This window comes from Micromonospora sp. CPCC 205554 (genome assembly GCF_036902745.1).
Classification (GTDB): Bacteria; Actinomycetota; Actinomycetes; order Mycobacteriales; family Micromonosporaceae; genus Micromonospora; species Micromonospora tulbaghiae.
In genome coordinates this window covers 144,893-160,756 of record NZ_JBAKHP010000003.1, presented here as the reverse complement: position 1 = coordinate 160,756, position 15,864 = coordinate 144,893, and the positions used below count along the sequence as shown (strand labels likewise).

Here is a 15,864-nt window from a genome sequence, read left to right as displayed (position 1 = left end):
CGCGCGGTGTCCGGAGCATCACTTGCACTTTGTTCGTACACATGTTCGAATGAGATCCATGCGCTGGGACAACCTCTCCGCTCCCCCGGACGAGGGGACTCCCGATCGGGCGGCGCCGGCGGCTCCACCCCTGCCGCTGGCGCTGCCCGGCGCCGTCACCCGCACGTTCGACACGCCGGACTTCGCCGGCATGACCTTCTACGAGGTCCAGGCCAAGTCGATCATCAACCGGGTGCCCGGCGAGTCGCGCGTGCCGTTCGAGTGGACGATCAACCCCTACCGAGGCTGCTCGCACGCCTGCGTCTACTGCCTGGGCGGCGACACACCGATCCTGATGGCCGACGGCCGCACCAAGGCGATCAGCGAGCTGGAGCCCGGCGACCGCATCTACGGCACCCGGCGGCGCGGCGCCTACCGCCACTACGTCGTCACCACGGTGCTCGACAAGTGGTCCACAGTGAAGCGGGCCTACCGGGTCACCCTGGCCGACGGCACCACGCTCGTCGCCAGCGGCGACCACCGGTTCCTGACCGAACGCGGCTGGAAGCACGTCACCGGCACCATGCGCGGCGGCGGACGCCGTCCCCACCTGACCACCCGCAACCGCCTGCTCGGCACCGGCCGGTTCGCGGTGGCGCCGAAGCGCTCGGCCGACTACCGCCGCGGTTACCTGCACGCCCTGGTCCGCGACGACGGTCCCTCCGGTCACCGGCGCGACACCCGGTTCCGCCTGGCCACCGCCGAGGCCGAGGCGCTGGACCGGGCCGAGCGCTACCTGACCGACGCGGGGGTCACCGTCGAGCGGGCCACCATCGCCCGGGTCGGCCGCCGGGCGACGACCACTGTGGTACGCACAGCCGACCCGGCCGAGGCCGTCACCGGGCTGTTCGAGCCACCCGCCGAGACGACGGACGACTGGGCGCTGGGCTATCTGGCCGGCATGTTCGACGCCGTCGGCACCTGCCATCGGGGCGTGTTCCGGATCAGCGTCGCCGACGACGAGAGCCGCGCCCGCGCCGCCGGCGCGCTGGAGCGGTTCGACTTCCGGTGGGCTCTCGACGTGCCGGGTGCCCCGGGTGCGGCGTGTCAGCTCAGGCTGACCGGCGGGCTGCCGGAGCGGCTGCGCTTCTTCCACCTCACCGACCCGGCCGTCACCGCCCGGCGCTCGATCGAGGGCATGGCGCTCAAGTGCGCTGCGCGACTCCAGGTGACAGCCGTCGAGGATCTCGGCCTCGACCTTCCGCTGTGGGACATCACCACCGGCACCGGCGACTTCATCGCCAACGGCGTGGTCAGCCACAACTGCTTCGCCCGCAACACCCACACCTATCTCGACCTGGACCCGGGCGCCGACTTCGACCGCAAGGTGATCGTCAAGGTCAACGCGGGCGAGCTGGTCCGCCGTGAGCTGGCCGCCCCACGCTGGCGCGGCGCGCACGTCGCCATGGGCACCAACGTGGACTGTTACCAGCGGGCCGAGGGCCGCTACCGCCTGATGCCGCCGATCATCGAGGCGCTGCGGGACTTCGCGAACCCCTTCTCCATCCTGACCAAGGGCACCCTGCTGCTGCGCGACCTGCCCCTGTTGCGCCAGGCGGCCGAGGTGACCCGGGTCGGGTTGTCGTACTCGGTGGGATTCGTCGACGAGGTGCTCTGGCGGGCGGCCGAGCCCGGTACGCCGAGCCCGCGCCGCCGGCTGGACGCGGTCCGCCGGCTCACCGACGCCGGTTTCTCCGTCGGCGTGCTGATGGCGCCGATCCTGCCCGGCCTCAGCGACGACGAGGAGTCGATCGATGCCACGGTCGCGGCCGTCGCCGCCTCCGGGGCGGCGAGCGTGACGCCGCTGCCGCTGCACCTGCGGCCCGGCGCCCGGGAGTGGTACGCCCGCTGGCTGGCCCGCGAATTCCCCCACCTGGTGCCCCGCTACCGGCAGCTCTACCAGGCCGGCTCGTACGCGCCGCAGGCGTACCAGCGGGAGGTGACCGCCCGGGTGCGGATGGCGGCCCGCCGGCACGGGCTGCACCGAGGCGAGACCGGCGACAACAGGCGGCTGCCGGAGACCCCGCCGCCCGCCCCGGCCGCCGAGCAGCTCTCCCTGCTCTAGCGACCGGGGAAACCCGCACCGGCGGGGCTAGTCTCGGGGAATGCGTTCCGCTCAGCAGATCCTCGCCGACTCCGCCGTGATCGCCGTCGTGGGCGCCTCCCGTGATCCGGGCAAGGCCGCGCACCGCGTACCGCTGGAGATGCAGCGGCACGGCTGGCGGATCATCCCGGTCAACCCGACAGTGGACGAGTTGTTCGGCGAGAAGGCGTACCCGACGCTCGCCGACATTCCGCACCCGGTCGACCTGGTCGACGTGTTCCGCCCGGCCCGCGACGCGGTCGACGTGGTCCGGCAGGCGGTGGCGATCGGCGCCCCGGCGGTGTGGTTGCAGCTCGGTATCTTCTCGGACGAGGCGCGCCGGATCGCCGAGGAGGGCGGCCTCGACTACGTCGAGAACCGGTGCCTCATCGTCGAGCGGGCCGCCGCCGGTCTGACCCGTCGCGGCTGACGGCGCCGGGCGGCGGTTCGGGCCCGAAGATCAGGTCGAGCTGGGCGTCGAGCGCGGCCAACGCGGTCTCCGGGGGATAGTGACCGCCGAGCACGTAGATGCCGAGACCTTCCATCACGGCGAGCAGCGCGACCGCGGCCCGTTCCGGGTCCACCCGGCCGTCCGCGACGAGCGGTGAGCCGGCGGCGATCTGCCCGGCCACGAAGGCCAGCAGCGCGGCCGTCTCGTCGTGCAGCGCGGCGGCCACGGCCGGCCGGACGGCGGTGTACGCGAGGAAGGCCAGCGCCACCCGCCCGTCCGCCCGCCTGTCCTCGTCCAGCGGCAGCAGCTCGGCCAGCATGGCCCGCAGCAGCGCCCGGGGTGCCGGCGTCGCGCCGAGCGGCTCGAGCGCCCTCCGGATCCGGGCCTCGTTGCGCTCGCGCACCACGGCGAGCGCGAAGACCATCATCTCGTCCCGGGTGCGGAAGTAGTGCTGCACCATCCCGGGGCTGACCTCGGCCGCCGCGGCCACGTGGCGCAGGCTGACCGCTTCCAGCCCCTGCTCGGCCGCGACCCGCATCAACGCGTCGGCGATCAGCGCGCGACGCTCCCGGTGATCGACCCGCTTCGGCATGCCCCCATGGTTTCACAATACGACTGCATTGACATGTCGCCGGCACGCGTTTTACATTGCAGTTGTATTGAAAAAAGGGGGTGCGCGATGGGACGGGCCATCCGGCTGGCACGGCGTGCGGTGGCGTACGAGTGGGGCATGTGGCGCAGCCTCACCCGGTGGATCCTGCGCCGCCCGTATCCGGTCGCACCGGGCGCGGCGACGTACGCCTACGTCGGCGGCGTGCAGCCGATCCTGCTGGCCTTCATCGCCCTGTCCACGATCGAGATCCCGGTCCTCGACGTGATCCTGCGGCACACGGTCGACCAGCCGGCCGTTCGGCACGCGGCGATCGCGCTCGGCCTCTGGGGTGTGCTGTGGATGATCGGGCTGCTGGCCAGCCTCCGGATCCATCCGCACGTCGTCGACGAGGCCGGCCTGCGGGTGCGCAACGGCGTCTCGGTCGACGTCACGATCCCGTGGCACGCGGTCGCCCGGGTGGCGGTCCGCCGCCGGTCGCTGCCGTCCAGCCGGGCCGTCCAGTACGACGCGGACGACCCGGCGGTGCTCAACCTCGGCGTCGGCAGCCAGACGGCGGTCGACGTGGTGCTGCGCGAGCCGCTGTCGGTGCGGCTGCCGAAGGGGCCGAGCGAGCCGGTGCGGGAGATCCGGCTGTACGCCGACGACCCGACGGCGCTGGTCGAGCACGCGCGGCGGCACCTGGCCGCCGCCGAGCAGGCCGCGCGCCGGCCCGAGCGGTGAGCAGGGCCCCTACTGCTTGTACTGCTTGAGCAGGCCGCGCGAGATGATCGTCTTCTGGATCTCCGAGGTGCCCTCGCCGATCAGCAGGAACGGCGCCTCGCGCATCAGGCGCTCGATCTCGTACTCCTTGGAGTAGCCGTAGCCGCCGTGGATCCGGAACGCCTCCTGGACCACCTCGGCGCAGTACTCGGACGCGAGCAGCTTCGCCATGCCCGCCTCGACGTCGTTGCGCTGGCCGGCGTCCTTGAGCCGGGCGGCGTTGACCATGAGAGCGTGCGCCGCCTCGATCTTCGTACCCATTTCGGCGAGCTTGAACGCGACGGCCTGGTGCTTGGCGAGCGGCTGGCCGAAGGTGTGGCGCTGCTGGGCGTACGCGACCGCCAGCTCGAACGCCCGGATCGAGATGCCGCAGGCGCGGGCCGCGACGTTGACGCGGCCGACCTCGATGCCGTCCATCATCTGGTAGAAGCCGCGGCCGACCTTCTCCTCGCCGCCGAGCACGGCGGAGCCGGGCACCGTGACGCCGTCGAGCACCATCTCGGTGGTCTCGACGCCCTTGTAGCCCATCTTGTCGATCTTGCCGGGGATGGTCAGGCCGGGCGCGGTCTCGCCGAAGCCGGGCTCCTTCTCCAGCAGGAAGGTGCTCATGTTGCCGTAGACCGAGTCGGCCCCGGTGTCGGTCTTGACCAGGGTGGCGACCACCGAGGAGTACGCCCCGTTGGTCAGCCACATCTTCTGGCCGTTGAGGACGTAGTTCTCGCCGTCCCGGACGGCCTTCGACTTGATCGCCGAGACGTCCGAGCCGCACTCCGGCTCCGACATCGAGAACGCGCCGCGTACCTCTCCGGTGGCCATCCGGGGAAGCAGCCGGGCCTTCTGGTCCGCCGAGCCGTGCTGCGAGATCAGGTACGCCACGATGAAGTGGGTGTTGACGATGCCGGAGATCGACATCCAGCCCCGGGACAGCTCCTCGACCACGAGCGCGTAGGTCAGCAGGGACTCGCCCAGGCCGCCGTACTCCTCATCGATGGTGAGGCCGAACAGCCCCATCTCGCGCATGCCGTCGAGGATGTCGCTCGGGTACTCGTCGGCGTGCTCCAGCCGCTGCGCGTGCGGGATGATCTCCTTGTCGGCGAACTCCCGGACGGTTTCCAGGATCGACCGCTGCACGTCGGTCAGTCCGGGTGTCTGGGCGAGTCGGGCCATCTCAGCCTCCGGGGTCGGCGCCTTACTCATGGGTAACTGAACGCTCGGTCAGTATCGGTCCCGGGACCGGCCGCGCCAAGGTGACCAGTCCACACAACCGCTGTGAAAAGGTTCACCGCTGCGGGTAGCGTCCGCAAGAGAGAGGGCCGTCGACCTGGGGGAAGGGGCGTCCGTGAGTGACGAGCAGCCACCGTCGCCGTACGAGCCGCCGTCGCACGGTCAGCCGTACGGGCAACCGCAGTACGGCCAGCAGCACCCGCAGTGGGGCCAGCAACCCCCGTACGCCCCGCAGCCGCCCTACGGCCAGTACGGGCCACCCGGCCAGGGACCACGCCCCGGCGGCACGAACGTGCTCGCCATCCTGTCGCTCGTCTTCGCGTTCGTCTTCGCGCCCGCCGGCATCGTCTGCGGCCACCTGGCGAAGCGGCAGATCCGGCAGACCGGCGAGGACGGCGACCAGCTCGCCACCTGGGGGCTGGTCCTCAGCTACATCTTCACCGCGATCGGCGTACTGGTCTGCTGCGGCTGGATCGGGCTGGCGATCTGGGCCAACTCCGACAACAGCACCTACTGACGCTCAGCGGAACTGCGCCTCCCGGACGCTGTTGCCGCCGTCGACCACGAGCATCTGCCCGGTGATGTACGACGCGGCGGGCGAGCAGAGGAACGCGATCGCCGCCGCCACCTCGTCCGGCGTGCCCGGACGCCCGACCGGCGTACCCAGCCCCTGCTTGATCTCGGCCATGGTGGACGCGGCGGTGTGGATGATGCCCGGCGCCACCGCGTTCACGGTCACCCCGTCGGCGATCATCTCCATCGCCAGCGCCCGGGTCAGCCCGACCACACCGGCCTTGGCCGCCGCGTAGGCCGCCTCGGTGGGCAGCGCGTTGACCGGCCCGGCGGTGGCGGCCAGGTTGACGATCCGGCCCCAGCCCCGCTCGGCCATGCCGCCGATGAACGCGCGGCTGCACAGGAACGCGGTGGTCAGGTTGCGGTCGATCTCGCCGCGCCACTCGTCGTACGTCAGCTGGGCCACCGGCCGCAGCACCTCCGGGCTGGCCCGGCTGGCCAGGCCCGCGTTGTTCACCAGCACCTCGACGTCGCCGAGCTGCTCGGCGACCGCGTCGGCGAGCGCGCCCACCTCCGACTCGTCGGTGAGGTCGGCGACGAAACCGGTGACGCCAAGCTCGCCCGCACGTTCGTGGATGCGCCGGGTGGTGGACACGATCGCCACCCGGGCACCCAGGTCGGTCAGGCGGCGCGCGGTCGCGTACCCGATGCCGTCCGGGCTGCCCGCGCCGGTCACCAGCGCGACCCGGCCGTCCAGGCGCATGGTGGCCGGTTCCGGCAGCGGTGCCGGCCGTTCGGAGTCGGCGGTGCCGGCCGGCTCGCCGCCGCGCGGGCGCCGCACCGACCCCGGCCGGCTCATGTCCCGTCGCGACCGACCTCCACGCGCGTCAAGTGCCATGCCGAGGATCCTGCCCGGTGCCGACCCCACGGGCAACGCGGTGGCCGGAAAGGGGACGTCCGTGTCGCGCGCCGGGTGGCTACCCTGAGCGCGACAACGCACCTGGAGATGATCAGATGACCTATCCCCCACCGTCCGGTGGCTGGCAGGACCCCTTGGCGGCCGGGCCGCAGTCGAGCCCGCCGGCCGTGCCGAACCAGCCGGGCCCGGCCGACCCGTACGCGCCGGTCGCGGACCCGTACGCACCGGGCGCCGACCCGTATGCGGGAGCGAAGTCGCCCTATCCCCCGCCCGGCGGCGAGCAGTACGCGGCGCCGGTGCCGGGCTATCCGGGCGCGGGCGCCTACCCGCCGCCCGGCGCCTATCCCGGCTACGCGATGCCGGCGGCCCGCACGAACACGCTCGCCATCGTGGCGCTGGTGCTGTCGCTGGTCGGCTTCGCCTCGTGCGGCATCACCGCGCCGATCGGCGCGATCATGGGCCACGTCGCCCGCAAGCAAATCCGGGAGACCGGTGAAGATGGCGACGGCATGGCCCTGGCGGGCATCATCGTGGGCTGGATCATGACCGCCCTGATGCTCGCCGTGATCATCTTCTACATCGTGATGATCGTGATCGCGGTCGGCGCCAGCAGCACCAGCAGCTACTGACGCGATCGGGCCGCCCCCGACAAGGAGGCGGCCCGGCGCGCGGTCAGGACGCGGGCGGCGTGAACGAGGAGGTGCGGGACATGCCGGCGGCCCGGCCCTTCGCGGCGATCACCAGCGCCATCTTGCGGGACGCCTCGTCGATCATCTCGTCGCCGAGCATCACCGCGCCGAGCTTCCCGCCCGCCTCCGAGGTGTAGTAGTCGTACGCGTCGAGGATCAGCTCGGCGTGGTCGTAGTCGGCCTGCGCCGGGGAGTAGACCTCGTTCGCGGCGTCGATCTGGCCGGGGTGCAGCACCCACTTGCCGTCGAAGCCCAGCGCCGCCGAACGCTTCGCCACCTCGCGGAACGCGTCCACGTCCCGGATCTGGAGGAACGGGCCGTCGATGGCCTGCTTGTCGTGCATCCGCGCGGCCATCAGGATGCGCATCAGGATGTAGTGGTACGGGTCGCCCGGGTAGTCCGGGATCAGCGCGCCGACCACGAGCGACTTCATGTTGATCGAGGCCATGAAGTCGGCCGGGCCGAAGATGATCGTCTCGACCCGGGGCGAGGCGCCCGCGATGGCGTCCACGTTCACCAGCCCGGCCGCGTTCTCGATCTGCGCCTCGATGCCGATCCGGCCCACCTCCAGGCCGAGCGTCTTCTCGATCTGGGTGAGCAGCAGGTCCAGCCAGTGCACCTGCTCCGCGTTCTGCACCTTCGGCAGCATGATGCAGTCCAGGTTCGCCCCGGCGCCCTCGACCACCTCGATGACGTCCCGGTAGGTCCACGGCGTGGTCAGGTCGTTCACCCGGACCACCCGGGTCTTGCCGGCCCAGTCGCCCTCGTTCAGCGTCGCCACGATGTTCTTGCGCGCGTCCGGCTTGGCCAGCGGCGCGACCGCGTCCTCCAGGTCCAGGAAGACCTGGTCGGCGGGGAGGCCCTGGGCCTTGCCGAGCATTTTGACGCTGGAGCCGGGTACCGCCAGGCAGGATCGGCGGGGGCGACCGACAGCGGTCATGGATGCGCTCCTTCCAGCGTCCGGCGCAGGCGCCGGCGCAGCGGTGGATTTCGAGAACTTAACGATCCCAAAGGGCGTGGTGACGCCACGGTAACCTCGTGCCGTGACCGGGGTGAATGGACCTGTGGAAGATCTCACTGAGCGTCGGATCGTGGTGCTGACCGGGGCGAGCTCCGGCATCGGCCTGGCCGCCGCGGAGGAGCTGGCGCGCCGCGGTGACCAGGTGGTGCTGGTCGGCCGCGACCCGGCCCGGCTGCGCGCCGCGGGCGAGCGGGTCCGGGAGTGCTGCGGCGAGCAGCCGGAGCTGTTCCGCGCCGACTTCGCGGTGCTCGACGACGTACGCGGGCTCGCCGAACGGCTGCGCGAGCGGTACGACCGGATCGACGTGCTCGCCAACAACGCGGGCGCGATCGTGCTGGAACCGATCACCACGGTCGACGGTTTCGAGCTGAGCATGCAGGCCAACCACCTCGCCCCGTTCCTGCTCAGCAACCTGCTACGAGACCGGATCCGGCGGATGGTGGTCACCGGCTCGGACGCGCACCGCAGCGGCGTGCTCGACCCGGACGACCTCAACTCCGCGCTGCGCTCGTACCGGCCGTTCCGCGCGTACGGCACCAGCAAGCAGGCGAACATCCTGTTCACCGCCGAGGCGGCCCGGCGCTGGCCGGAGGTGCCGGCGCACGTGTTCCACCCCGGCGTGGTGCGCACCCGCTTCGGCAACGAGAGCCGGATCGTGGCGCTGGGCATGCGGCTGCTGCCGTTCCGCAGCCCGGAGAAGGGTGCGGAGACGCTGGTGTGGCTGGCCTGCCAGGATCCGTCCCGGCTGACCGACGGCGGCTACTACGCCGACCGCAAGCCGCACCGGCCCCGCCCCAAGGCGGCCGACCCGGCGCTGGCCGCCCGGCTCTGGACGGCCAGCGCGAAAGCGGTCGGCATCGACGCCTGACGACACCCGGGGGGACACATGACCACGGAGCAAGAAGTCCTGCTGGTCGCGCTCGTCGACCTGAGCGCCGAGGTGGACGCCGGCCGGCGGTACGAGGACGCGGTGCTGGCGCTGCTCGGCCGGCACGACGGGCGGCTGGAACGCCGTCTGCGCACCGGGGACGGGGAGACCGAGGTGCACGTCATCCGGTTCGCCGCCCGCGCCGGGCTCGACGCGTTCCTGGTCGACCCGGACCGCGTCGCGCTGCGCGCCGAGCTGGGCGACGCCGCGCCCGCCACCCGCGTGCTGGAGGTACGCGACGTCTGACGCGTCCCTCTTCCCTCACTTCATCACGAAGGGTCACGAAGGACAAGACTTGATCTTGGAGCTGGCGAGGCGCAGGGTCGGGGCATGGACTTCGATCCCCTGGCCACCGCCCGGCGGGCGCTCTGGATCGGCGGCGCGCAGTGGGCCGGCAAGACGACACTCGCCGTCACGTTGGCACTGCGGTACGGGCTGACCGCGTACCTCTACGACCGTCACGACGCGCGTGGGCACGACGACCGGCGGATCGCCGGCCGGATCCGCCGAGGTGAGCCGCCGGACGGTCCGGACGCGGAGGCGACCTGGGTGACGACGGACCCGGAGCGGATGGCAGCCGAGACTCTCGCCGGGTTTCCGCGCCGCTTCGAGTGGGTGCTGGACGACCTGAGCGCGCTGGTGAGCGGCCGTCGGGTGGTCGCCGAGGGCTGGGGGCTGCGGCCCGAACTGGTCGCCCCGGTCGTCGAGTCGACCCGGCAGATGGTGGTGCTGGTGCCGACGCCGGAGTTCCGCGCGTACCAGTTGGAACGGCTGGCGCGGGCGACGGCCCGCCACCCCGGGGTGAGCGACCCGGAGCGGGCGTGGCGTCATCGGATCGCGCGCGACGAACTGGTCGCCGCCGACGCTGTCGCCGGCGCCCGGGCACTCGGGGTCCGCGTGATCGAGATCGACCACGGCCGGGACGCCGAGGCGGTCGCCGCGCTGGTCGCCGACCACTTCGCCGGATACCTCTGAGCGTCACCGCGACACGTGCACCGGGACGCTCGTGACCACCACGCCGGGCAGCGCGCGCAACGCGACCCGTAGCCGCTGCTCGGCGCGGCTGTGCAGCAGCCGGTACCGCCGCCGGCGCAGCACCACCTCCGGCACGATCACGGTGAGCGTCAGGTCCGGGCTCGCGGCGTGCAGTGCCTCCAGGTAGTGCGCCAGCGGCCCGATCACCGACCGGTACGGCGACACGATCGTCTCCAGCCGCAGATGGTCGCCCCAGGCCCGCCACTGCTCCCGGAACCGGTCCGCCTCGGCCTCCTCCGGCGCGAGGTGCACGGCGAGCGTCGGCCGCCCGAGTGACGTCGCGTACGCCAGCGCGCGCAGCGACGCCCGGTTCAGCCGGGCCACCGGCACGACCACCAGGTGGCGTACCTGCTGGGGCAGTTCGTCGCACTCGGCGGGCGGCGCGGACGGCGGCGGGTGCAACGCCAGCGCGCGGTGCAGCCGCGCGTAGTGCCCGTGGATCCGGCGGAACAGCAGCACCAGCAGCGGCACGGCGAGCACCACCACCCAGGCGCCCTCGGTGAACTTCGCGACCGCCGCGGTCAGCAGCACCAGCCCGGACAGCGCCGCGCCGACCGCGTTGACCGCGAGCCGCCGACGCCACCCCGCCCCCCGGCGGCGGCGCCAGTGCACCACCATCCCGGTCTGGGACAGCGTGAAGGCGAGGAACACGCCCACCGCGTAGAGCGGGATCAGCCGCTCGGTGTGCCCGCCGAACGCGACGAACACGACCGCTGCGGTCAGCGCCAGCGCCACCAGCCCGTTGCTGAACGCCAGCCGGTCGCCCATGTGCAGGAACCGGCGTGGCGCGTGCCCGTCCCGGGCCATGAAGAACAGCAGCCGGGGGAAGTCGTTGAAGGCCGTGTTCGCGGCCAGCAGCAGGATCAACGCGGTGGTGGCCTGGAGGATCGCGTACCAGGGCCCGCTCGGGAACGTCACCCGGCCGAGCTGGGACAGCAGCGTCTCGTCCGCCCGGGGCGCCAGGCCGTCGAGGTGGATCAGCCCGACCAGGCCGGCGAAGAGCGTGACCAGCATGGCGACCATCCAGCCGAGCGTGGTGCGGGCGTTGCGCCACTCGGTCGGGCGGAACACGGGCACCGCGTTCGACACCGCCTCGATGCCGGTCATCGACACCGCGCCGGAGGAGAAGGCCCGCAGCACCAGCAGCAGGCCCAGGCCCTCGGCGGCGGGCACCGAGGGCGGCGGCACCGGTGCGAAACCCCGCGCCGCGGCCTTCGCGTACCCGACCGCCAGCACCGCCACCAGCACCACCACGAACGCGTACGTGGGCAGCACGAAGATGTTCCCGGCGGTGCGTACGCCGCGCAGGTTCCCGGCGAGCAGCACGACGATCACCAGTACCCCGAGCGGCACCGCCCACGAGCTGAGCCCCGGCAGCGCCGAGGTGACCGCGTGCACCCCGGCCGCCACCGACACCGACACGGTCAGCACGTAGTCGAGCATCAGCCCGGCCGCGGCGGCCAGTCCCGCCGTACGCCCGAGGTTGTCCCCAGCGACGATGTAGGAGCCGGCGCCGTGCCGATAGGCCGGGATGGTCTGCCGGTAGGAGAGGCCGACCGCGACCATCAGCACCACCAGCACGGCGGCCAGCGGCAGGGCCAGCCCGAGCGCGGCGCTCCCGGCCAGCACCAGCACCACGAGCATCGCCTCCGGCCCGTACGCCACGGAGCTGAGCAGGTCCGAGGAGAGCACCGGCAGCGCGACCAGTTTGCGCATCCGCTCGTAGAGCACCGACGCGCTGGACAGCGGCGGCCCGAGCAGGGCCCGGCGGGCCCGGGCGGCGGCCCGGCCGGCCCGGTCGCCGGGCAGGTCGGCCGCTCCGGTGGCGACCAGCTCGTCCGGCTGCGCCACCGTGAACATGTCGATCGGTGCCAGCCTGCCGAACCGGGTCGGCGCCGGGTGGTGGTCGTGCCGCCCGAGCGTCGGGTCGACCGGCAGGTCGTCGGCGCGGCGCGGACCGTGCCAGCGCTCACCGATCCGGCCGAGCGCGGCCCGTTCCTCCTCGCCGAGCGGCGGGAACTCGGCCGAGGGCGTGACGACGGTGCCCGCCTCCGCCGCGTCGTCCCGGTCCGCCCCCATCTTGAGCACTTTCGTGCAAACCGGACGGCCCGGTGGCCGGAACGGCGCGACTTCGCCCCGACCGGCGCGGCGGCCCGCTCATGCTCGGCGGCCGCGCTCGTGCGCGAGGGCCGCGCCGATCAGTCGCCCAGCGGCGTCGGGTCGGCCGGGGCGGCGACCGGCGCGGCGCGACGACCGGCCCGCGCGCCGCCGAGCACCACCACCGCTACCCCGGCCAGCAGCAGCGCCAAGCCCGGCAGCGCCAGCGGCCGGGGCAACTGCCCCAGCCACACCCAGCCGATCAGCGCCGCGCCCGGCGCCTCCAGCAGGATCAGCACGCTGACGGTGGTCGCGGAGACCCGGTGCAGCGCGTAGTTGAACATCGAGTGGCCGAGCAGTTGGGCGCCCGCCACCAGGCCGAGGATCGCCAGCCAGGTCGCACCGTCGAAGCCGTGCAGGCGTACCCCGCCGACGAGGCACACCACGAGCAGGATCGCCGCGCAGACGCCGTAGCAGACGGTGGTGTAGGTGGTGGTGCTGATGCTGGCCCGGGCCCGCTCGCCGAACGCGGTGTAGACGGCCGCGAACAGGCCCCCGACCACCGCGAGCAGGTCACCGGCGAACGCGCGGCCGGAGACGCCGAAGTCGGCGCCGGTGGCGAGCACCGCGCCGAGCACCGCCACCGCGATGCCGGCCCACACCGCCGCCGGCAGCCGCCGCCCCTGCCCGCGGGCGATCAGCCCCTGCCACACCGGCTGCGTCGCGCCGAGCGCGGTCGCGGCCGCCACCGAGGTGAGCTGCGCGCTCGGCATCCAGGTGGCGAAGTGGGCGGCCAGGGCGACCCCGGAGAGTACGCAGTAGAGCCCCTCGCGCCGGCCCGGCCCGACGGTCAGCGCGCGGAGTTCGGCGCGCCGCCTGGTCACGGCGACCGGGCCGAGGACCGCCACCGACAACGCGGTACGCCAGAACGCCACCGCCAGCGCCGACGCGGCGGCGAACGCCACGAGCGGCGCCGAGGACGAGACCGAGGCGACGGCCAGGGCGAGCGCGCTCACCGTCAACGCGTCGAGCGGCGGGCGATGCGGAACGGTCGGCACGAACGGTAATCCTCACACGGACACCCGATCGACACGGAACGTCAGCGCTCCGTTACGATCATGCGCGTCCCGGCGATCCTCCCCCTCGACGTCCGGAGGCGTTCCCTCATGCCCAGGTTCCAGGCGGTGCTGTTCGACTTCTTCGGCACCCTGACCCACTGTGTGCGGCGCGGAGCCGCCCACCGCGCCACCGCCGACCTGCTCGGCTGCTCCGCCGAGGCCCTCGTGGAGGTGCTGAACAGCAGCTTCTACGAACGGGCGAGCGGCTCCTTCGGGAACGCCGAGTCGACGATGCGCTGGGTGTGCGCCCGGCTCGGCGTCCACCCGTCCGACGAGGCGGTACGTGACGCGGTCGCCACCCGGCACCGGGCCGTACGCGCCGGCACCCGGCTACGTGCCGAGGCGGTGCCGGTGCTGGCCGCGTTGCGCCACCGGGGCGTACGCACCGGGCTGGTCAGCGACTGCACGCACGAACTGCCGGCGTTCCTGCCGCAGCTCGCCGTCGCGCCGCTGCTCGACGTCCATGTCTTCTCGGTACGCCTGGGACTCTGCAAGCCGGACCCGGCGCTCTACCTGGCCGCGTGTCACCGGCTCGGCCAGGCCCCGGCCGACTGCCTCTACGTCGGGGACGGCGACAGCCAGGAACTCACCGGCGCGGAGCGGGCGGGACTGAGCGCGGTCCGGCTGGCCGCTCCGGATCTCGCCGACCACGTGGTCCTCAACGCCGACCACGGCTTCGACGGGCCGTCGCTCACCTCGCTGACGGACGTGCTCGACCTGCTCGACCCGGTCCCCGTCGCCTGACCCGGCCCGCCGGACGCGGCGTCAGCGGCGGCGGACGCGGTGCAGGCGGAACGGCTTGCGGACGGCCCGCACCACGGGGGCCGGGCGGGGCTGCTCGCTCAGCGAGCCGTCCGGGAGGTCGGCGCCGGTCACGGCGGTGCCGACGGGCGCGAGCCGGTTGAGCGCGCACCCCTGCGCCGCCCACCGCTGCACCAGCTCGGCGGCGGAGCCGGAGGCGTTGAGCCGCTTCGCCGCGACCAGCGGCGCGGCGGTGTCCCACTCCTCGGTGCCCGGTCGCAGCCGGGTCACCCGCGCCGGCCACGTGACGATCCGCCCGCCGTGGTCGCCGCGCAGCGTCACGTCGGCCGTGTCGCTGTCGGCCAGCCCGGGCGCGGTCTGCTCGCCGGGACCGGTGACCACGAGCAGGGTGCCCTCCAGCGGCAGGCACCACAGCGCGTAAGCCGGGCCGCCACCGGTGCTCACCCAGCACACCGCGGCCTTCTTCACCGCCTCGTCCACCAGGGGCGGCGTCACCCGCTCGTCCACCTCGTCACTCACCCCGCCATCCTCCCCCATCCCCACTCCGGAGCGCCCCACCCCACCCCGCCCCACCCCGCCCAGGCCCGCCCAGGCCCGCCCGCTGATCAAGGAGTTTGTGTCCGCGAACGTGCCACCGCACGACACAAACTCCTTGATCACCGGGCGAAGGGGCGGGGCGAGGGCGGGGCGAGGGCGGGGCGAAGGGCGGGGGGCAGGAGGGGGCGGGTCAGCCGATGAACGGGGGGACGGTGATCTCGCCTCGGGCCACCGGCATGACCTGGCCGGACACGGTCGCGCCCACCGCCAGCCCGCCCGATGCGGTCACCGTGCAGTCGAGCGTCGACGGCCGGTTGATCTCGATGCCCTGCCGGACCGTGTACGTGGAGCGTCCGTCGCCGGGGAGCAGGCCGCTGGCGACCAGCCACACGCCCAGTCCCAGGGCGGCCGAGCCGGTCGCCGGGTCCTCCGGTACGCCGAGTCCCGGCACGAAGACCCGGGCGTGCGCGGTTTGCGAACCGGGCTCCCAGGAGAAGAGGCTGACGTGCTCCACTCCGTACCGCTGCGCCGCCGTCGTGTTCAACCGTGCCCGGGCCACCGCGTCCGGGCGTACCGGAAGGTAGGGGAATTCGAGGCCGCACCCGGCGACCCGCGGTGGCGGGCCGACGTGGTCGGGACCGGTGAGGCCGACCATCTCCAGCAGCGGCTCCGGGTCGAGTTCCGGGCCGAGCGTGGGCGTGCCGCCAGTGAGCGTCGCGCCGGTCGCGGTCACCTCGATCGGCAGGACGCCGGCGCCGCACTCCTGGGTGACCCGGCCCGCGCCGAAGACGCCGCGCCGGCTCGCGGTCACCGCGGCGCCGACGCTCGGGTGCCCGGCGAACGGCAGCTCGTCGGCCGGGGTGAAGATCCGGGCCCGGTAGGTGGCGCCCACCTGAGTCGGCGGCAGCACGAAGACCGTCTCGGACAGGTTGAACTCCAGCGCGAGCGCCTGCATCTGCTCGGTGGCCAGCCCTTCCGCGCCGAACACCACGGCCAGCGGGTTGCCGGCGAACGGGCGGTCGGTGAAGACGTCCACGATCTCGTAGCCCAAGGTCGACATGTTGTTAGAGAGTAGG

The 15,864-nt window shown here is 73.1% G+C and carries 17 protein-coding genes; 9 read left to right on the top strand and 8 right to left on the bottom strand.

The genetic code is table 11. The features are described 5' to 3' along the window. Positions 1-49 precede the first annotated feature (49 nt). Together V6U82_RS06565 and V6U82_RS06560 are read left to right on the top strand one after the other, a co-directional pair. Positions 50-2,104 (top strand): intein-containing Rv2578c family radical SAM protein, encoded by a 2,055-nt coding sequence (locus V6U82_RS06565; RefSeq protein WP_442933424.1) that lies wholly within the window; start codon positions 50-52, stop codon positions 2,102-2,104. Positions 2,105-2,144: 40 nt separating this feature from the next. Next, positions 2,145-2,552: a CoA-binding protein gene (locus V6U82_RS06560; RefSeq protein WP_128136861.1), complete on the top strand. Its 408-nt coding sequence runs from the start codon at positions 2,145-2,147 to the stop codon at positions 2,550-2,552. On the opposite strand, the gene V6U82_RS06555 is transcribed toward V6U82_RS06560, so the two are convergent. Then, complete coding sequence (locus tag V6U82_RS06555) at positions 2,509-3,165, bottom strand: TetR/AcrR family transcriptional regulator (protein WP_128136860.1); 657 nt, start codon at positions 3,163-3,165, stop codon at positions 2,509-2,511. The genes V6U82_RS06560 and V6U82_RS06555 overlap by 44 nt on opposite strands. 87 nt (positions 3,166-3,252) lie before the next feature. Between V6U82_RS06555 and V6U82_RS06550 the strand changes: the two genes are divergently transcribed. Beyond that, positions 3,253-3,906 (top strand): hypothetical protein, encoded by a 654-nt coding sequence (locus V6U82_RS06550; RefSeq protein WP_334459850.1) that lies wholly within the window; start codon positions 3,253-3,255, stop codon positions 3,904-3,906. Positions 3,907-3,915: 9 nt separating this feature from the next. Here V6U82_RS06550 and V6U82_RS06545 read toward each other — a convergent pair whose 3' ends face one another. Further along, entirely contained in the window at positions 3,916-5,112 is a 1,197-nt protein-coding gene (locus V6U82_RS06545) for an acyl-CoA dehydrogenase family protein (protein WP_334459849.1), read from the bottom strand. Between the two features lie 172 nt (positions 5,113-5,284). On the opposite strand from V6U82_RS06545, the gene V6U82_RS06540 reads away from it, so the two are divergent. Further along, complete coding sequence (locus V6U82_RS06540) at positions 5,285-5,686, top strand: DUF4190 domain-containing protein (protein WP_128136858.1); 402 nt, start codon at positions 5,285-5,287, stop codon at positions 5,684-5,686. Positions 5,687-5,689: 3 nt separating this feature from the next. On the opposite strand, the gene V6U82_RS06535 is transcribed toward V6U82_RS06540, so the two are convergent. After that, positions 5,690-6,580, bottom strand: a complete 891-nt coding sequence (locus V6U82_RS06535; protein WP_128136857.1) for an SDR family NAD(P)-dependent oxidoreductase — start codon at positions 6,578-6,580, stop codon at positions 5,690-5,692. Between the two features lie 116 nt (positions 6,581-6,696). Here V6U82_RS06535 and V6U82_RS06530 point away from each other — a divergent pair, with 116 nt between their 5' ends. Then, positions 6,697-7,230, top strand: coding sequence for a DUF4190 domain-containing protein (locus tag V6U82_RS06530; RefSeq protein ID WP_334459848.1), 534 nt, complete (start codon positions 6,697-6,699; stop codon positions 7,228-7,230). 43 nt (positions 7,231-7,273) lie between these two features. Here the strand turns inward: V6U82_RS06530 and V6U82_RS06525 are convergent, their stop codons facing one another. Further along, positions 7,274-8,230 carry an HpcH/HpaI aldolase/citrate lyase family protein gene (locus V6U82_RS06525; protein ID WP_128136855.1) on the bottom strand — a complete coding sequence of 319 codons (957 nt, stop codon included), beginning with the start codon at positions 8,228-8,230 and terminating at the stop codon, positions 7,274-7,276. A 124-nt stretch (positions 8,231-8,354) separates the two neighbouring features. Between V6U82_RS06525 and V6U82_RS06520 the strand changes: the two genes are divergently transcribed. From V6U82_RS06520 to V6U82_RS06510, 3 genes are all read left to right on the top strand, one after another. Further along, positions 8,355-9,179 (top strand): SDR family NAD(P)-dependent oxidoreductase, encoded by an 825-nt coding sequence (locus V6U82_RS06520; protein WP_252452347.1) that lies wholly within the window; start codon positions 8,355-8,357, stop codon positions 9,177-9,179. A gap of 18 nt (positions 9,180-9,197) precedes the next feature. After that, positions 9,198-9,485 (top strand): hypothetical protein, encoded by a 288-nt coding sequence (locus V6U82_RS06515; RefSeq protein ID WP_128136853.1) that lies wholly within the window; start codon positions 9,198-9,200, stop codon positions 9,483-9,485. Positions 9,486-9,569: 84 nt separating this feature from the next. Next, entirely contained in the window at positions 9,570-10,214 is a 645-nt protein-coding gene (locus V6U82_RS06510) for a hypothetical protein (protein ID WP_334459843.1), read from the top strand. 3 nt (positions 10,215-10,217) lie between these two features. On the opposite strand, the gene V6U82_RS06505 is transcribed toward V6U82_RS06510, so the two are convergent. Both V6U82_RS06505 and V6U82_RS06500 read right to left on the bottom strand, forming a co-directional pair. Next, complete coding sequence (locus tag V6U82_RS06505) at positions 10,218-12,353, bottom strand: APC family permease (RefSeq protein ID WP_334459840.1); 2,136 nt, start codon at positions 12,351-12,353, stop codon at positions 10,218-10,220. Positions 12,354-12,472: 119 nt separating this feature from the next. Continuing rightward, the gene (locus V6U82_RS06500; protein ID WP_334459838.1) at positions 12,473-13,429 is read right to left on the bottom strand and encodes a DMT family transporter; all 957 of its coding nucleotides are present in this window, start codon (positions 13,427-13,429) and stop codon (positions 12,473-12,475) included. 108 nt (positions 13,430-13,537) lie between these two features. Here V6U82_RS06500 and V6U82_RS06495 point away from each other — a divergent pair, with 108 nt between their 5' ends. After that, positions 13,538-14,233: an HAD family hydrolase gene (locus V6U82_RS06495; protein ID WP_435122638.1), complete on the top strand. Its 696-nt coding sequence runs from the start codon at positions 13,538-13,540 to the stop codon at positions 14,231-14,233. A gap of 21 nt (positions 14,234-14,254) precedes the next feature. On the opposite strand, the gene V6U82_RS06490 is transcribed toward V6U82_RS06495, so the two are convergent. Next, complete coding sequence (locus tag V6U82_RS06490) at positions 14,255-14,788, bottom strand: hypothetical protein (RefSeq protein ID WP_334459837.1); 534 nt, start codon at positions 14,786-14,788, stop codon at positions 14,255-14,257. Between the two features lie 190 nt (positions 14,789-14,978). Beyond that, positions 14,979-15,848: a PhzF family phenazine biosynthesis protein gene (locus V6U82_RS06485; RefSeq protein WP_128139028.1), complete on the bottom strand. Its 870-nt coding sequence runs from the start codon at positions 15,846-15,848 to the stop codon at positions 14,979-14,981. Positions 15,849-15,864 lie beyond the last annotated feature (16 nt).

Excerpts from the sequence above, each read along its gene's own strand:
- V6U82_RS06565 (WP_442933424.1), top strand. The coding sequence starts at position 50 with ATGAGATCCATGCGCTGGGACAACCTCTCCGCTCCCCCGGACGAGGGG.
- V6U82_RS06545 (WP_334459849.1), bottom strand. The coding sequence starts at position 5,112 with ATGGCCCGACTCGCCCAGACACCCGGACTGACCGACGTGCAGCGGTCG.
- V6U82_RS06555 (WP_128136860.1), bottom strand. The coding sequence starts at position 3,165 with ATGCCGAAGCGGGTCGATCACCGGGAGCGTCGCGCGCTGATCGCCGAC.
- V6U82_RS06505 (WP_334459840.1), bottom strand. The coding sequence starts at position 12,353 with ATGGGGGCGGACCGGGACGACGCGGCGGAGGCGGGCACCGTCGTCACG.
- V6U82_RS06495 (WP_435122638.1), top strand. The coding sequence starts at position 13,538 with ATGCCCAGGTTCCAGGCGGTGCTGTTCGACTTCTTCGGCACCCTGACC.
- V6U82_RS06525 (WP_128136855.1), bottom strand. The coding sequence starts at position 8,230 with ATGACCGCTGTCGGTCGCCCCCGCCGATCCTGCCTGGCGGTACCCGGC.
- V6U82_RS06485 (WP_128139028.1), bottom strand. The coding sequence starts at position 15,848 with ATGTCGACCTTGGGCTACGAGATCGTGGACGTCTTCACCGACCGCCCG.
- V6U82_RS06560 (WP_128136861.1), top strand. The coding sequence starts at position 2,145 with ATGCGTTCCGCTCAGCAGATCCTCGCCGACTCCGCCGTGATCGCCGTC.
- V6U82_RS06515 (WP_128136853.1), top strand. The coding sequence starts at position 9,198 with ATGACCACGGAGCAAGAAGTCCTGCTGGTCGCGCTCGTCGACCTGAGC.
- V6U82_RS06530 (WP_334459848.1), top strand. The coding sequence starts at position 6,697 with ATGACCTATCCCCCACCGTCCGGTGGCTGGCAGGACCCCTTGGCGGCC.
- V6U82_RS06535 (WP_128136857.1), bottom strand. The coding sequence starts at position 6,580 with ATGGCACTTGACGCGCGTGGAGGTCGGTCGCGACGGGACATGAGCCGG.
- V6U82_RS06550 (WP_334459850.1), top strand. The coding sequence starts at position 3,253 with ATGGGACGGGCCATCCGGCTGGCACGGCGTGCGGTGGCGTACGAGTGG.
- V6U82_RS06490 (WP_334459837.1), bottom strand. The coding sequence starts at position 14,788 with ATGGGGGAGGATGGCGGGGTGAGTGACGAGGTGGACGAGCGGGTGACG.
- V6U82_RS06510 (WP_334459843.1), top strand. The coding sequence starts at position 9,570 with ATGGACTTCGATCCCCTGGCCACCGCCCGGCGGGCGCTCTGGATCGGC.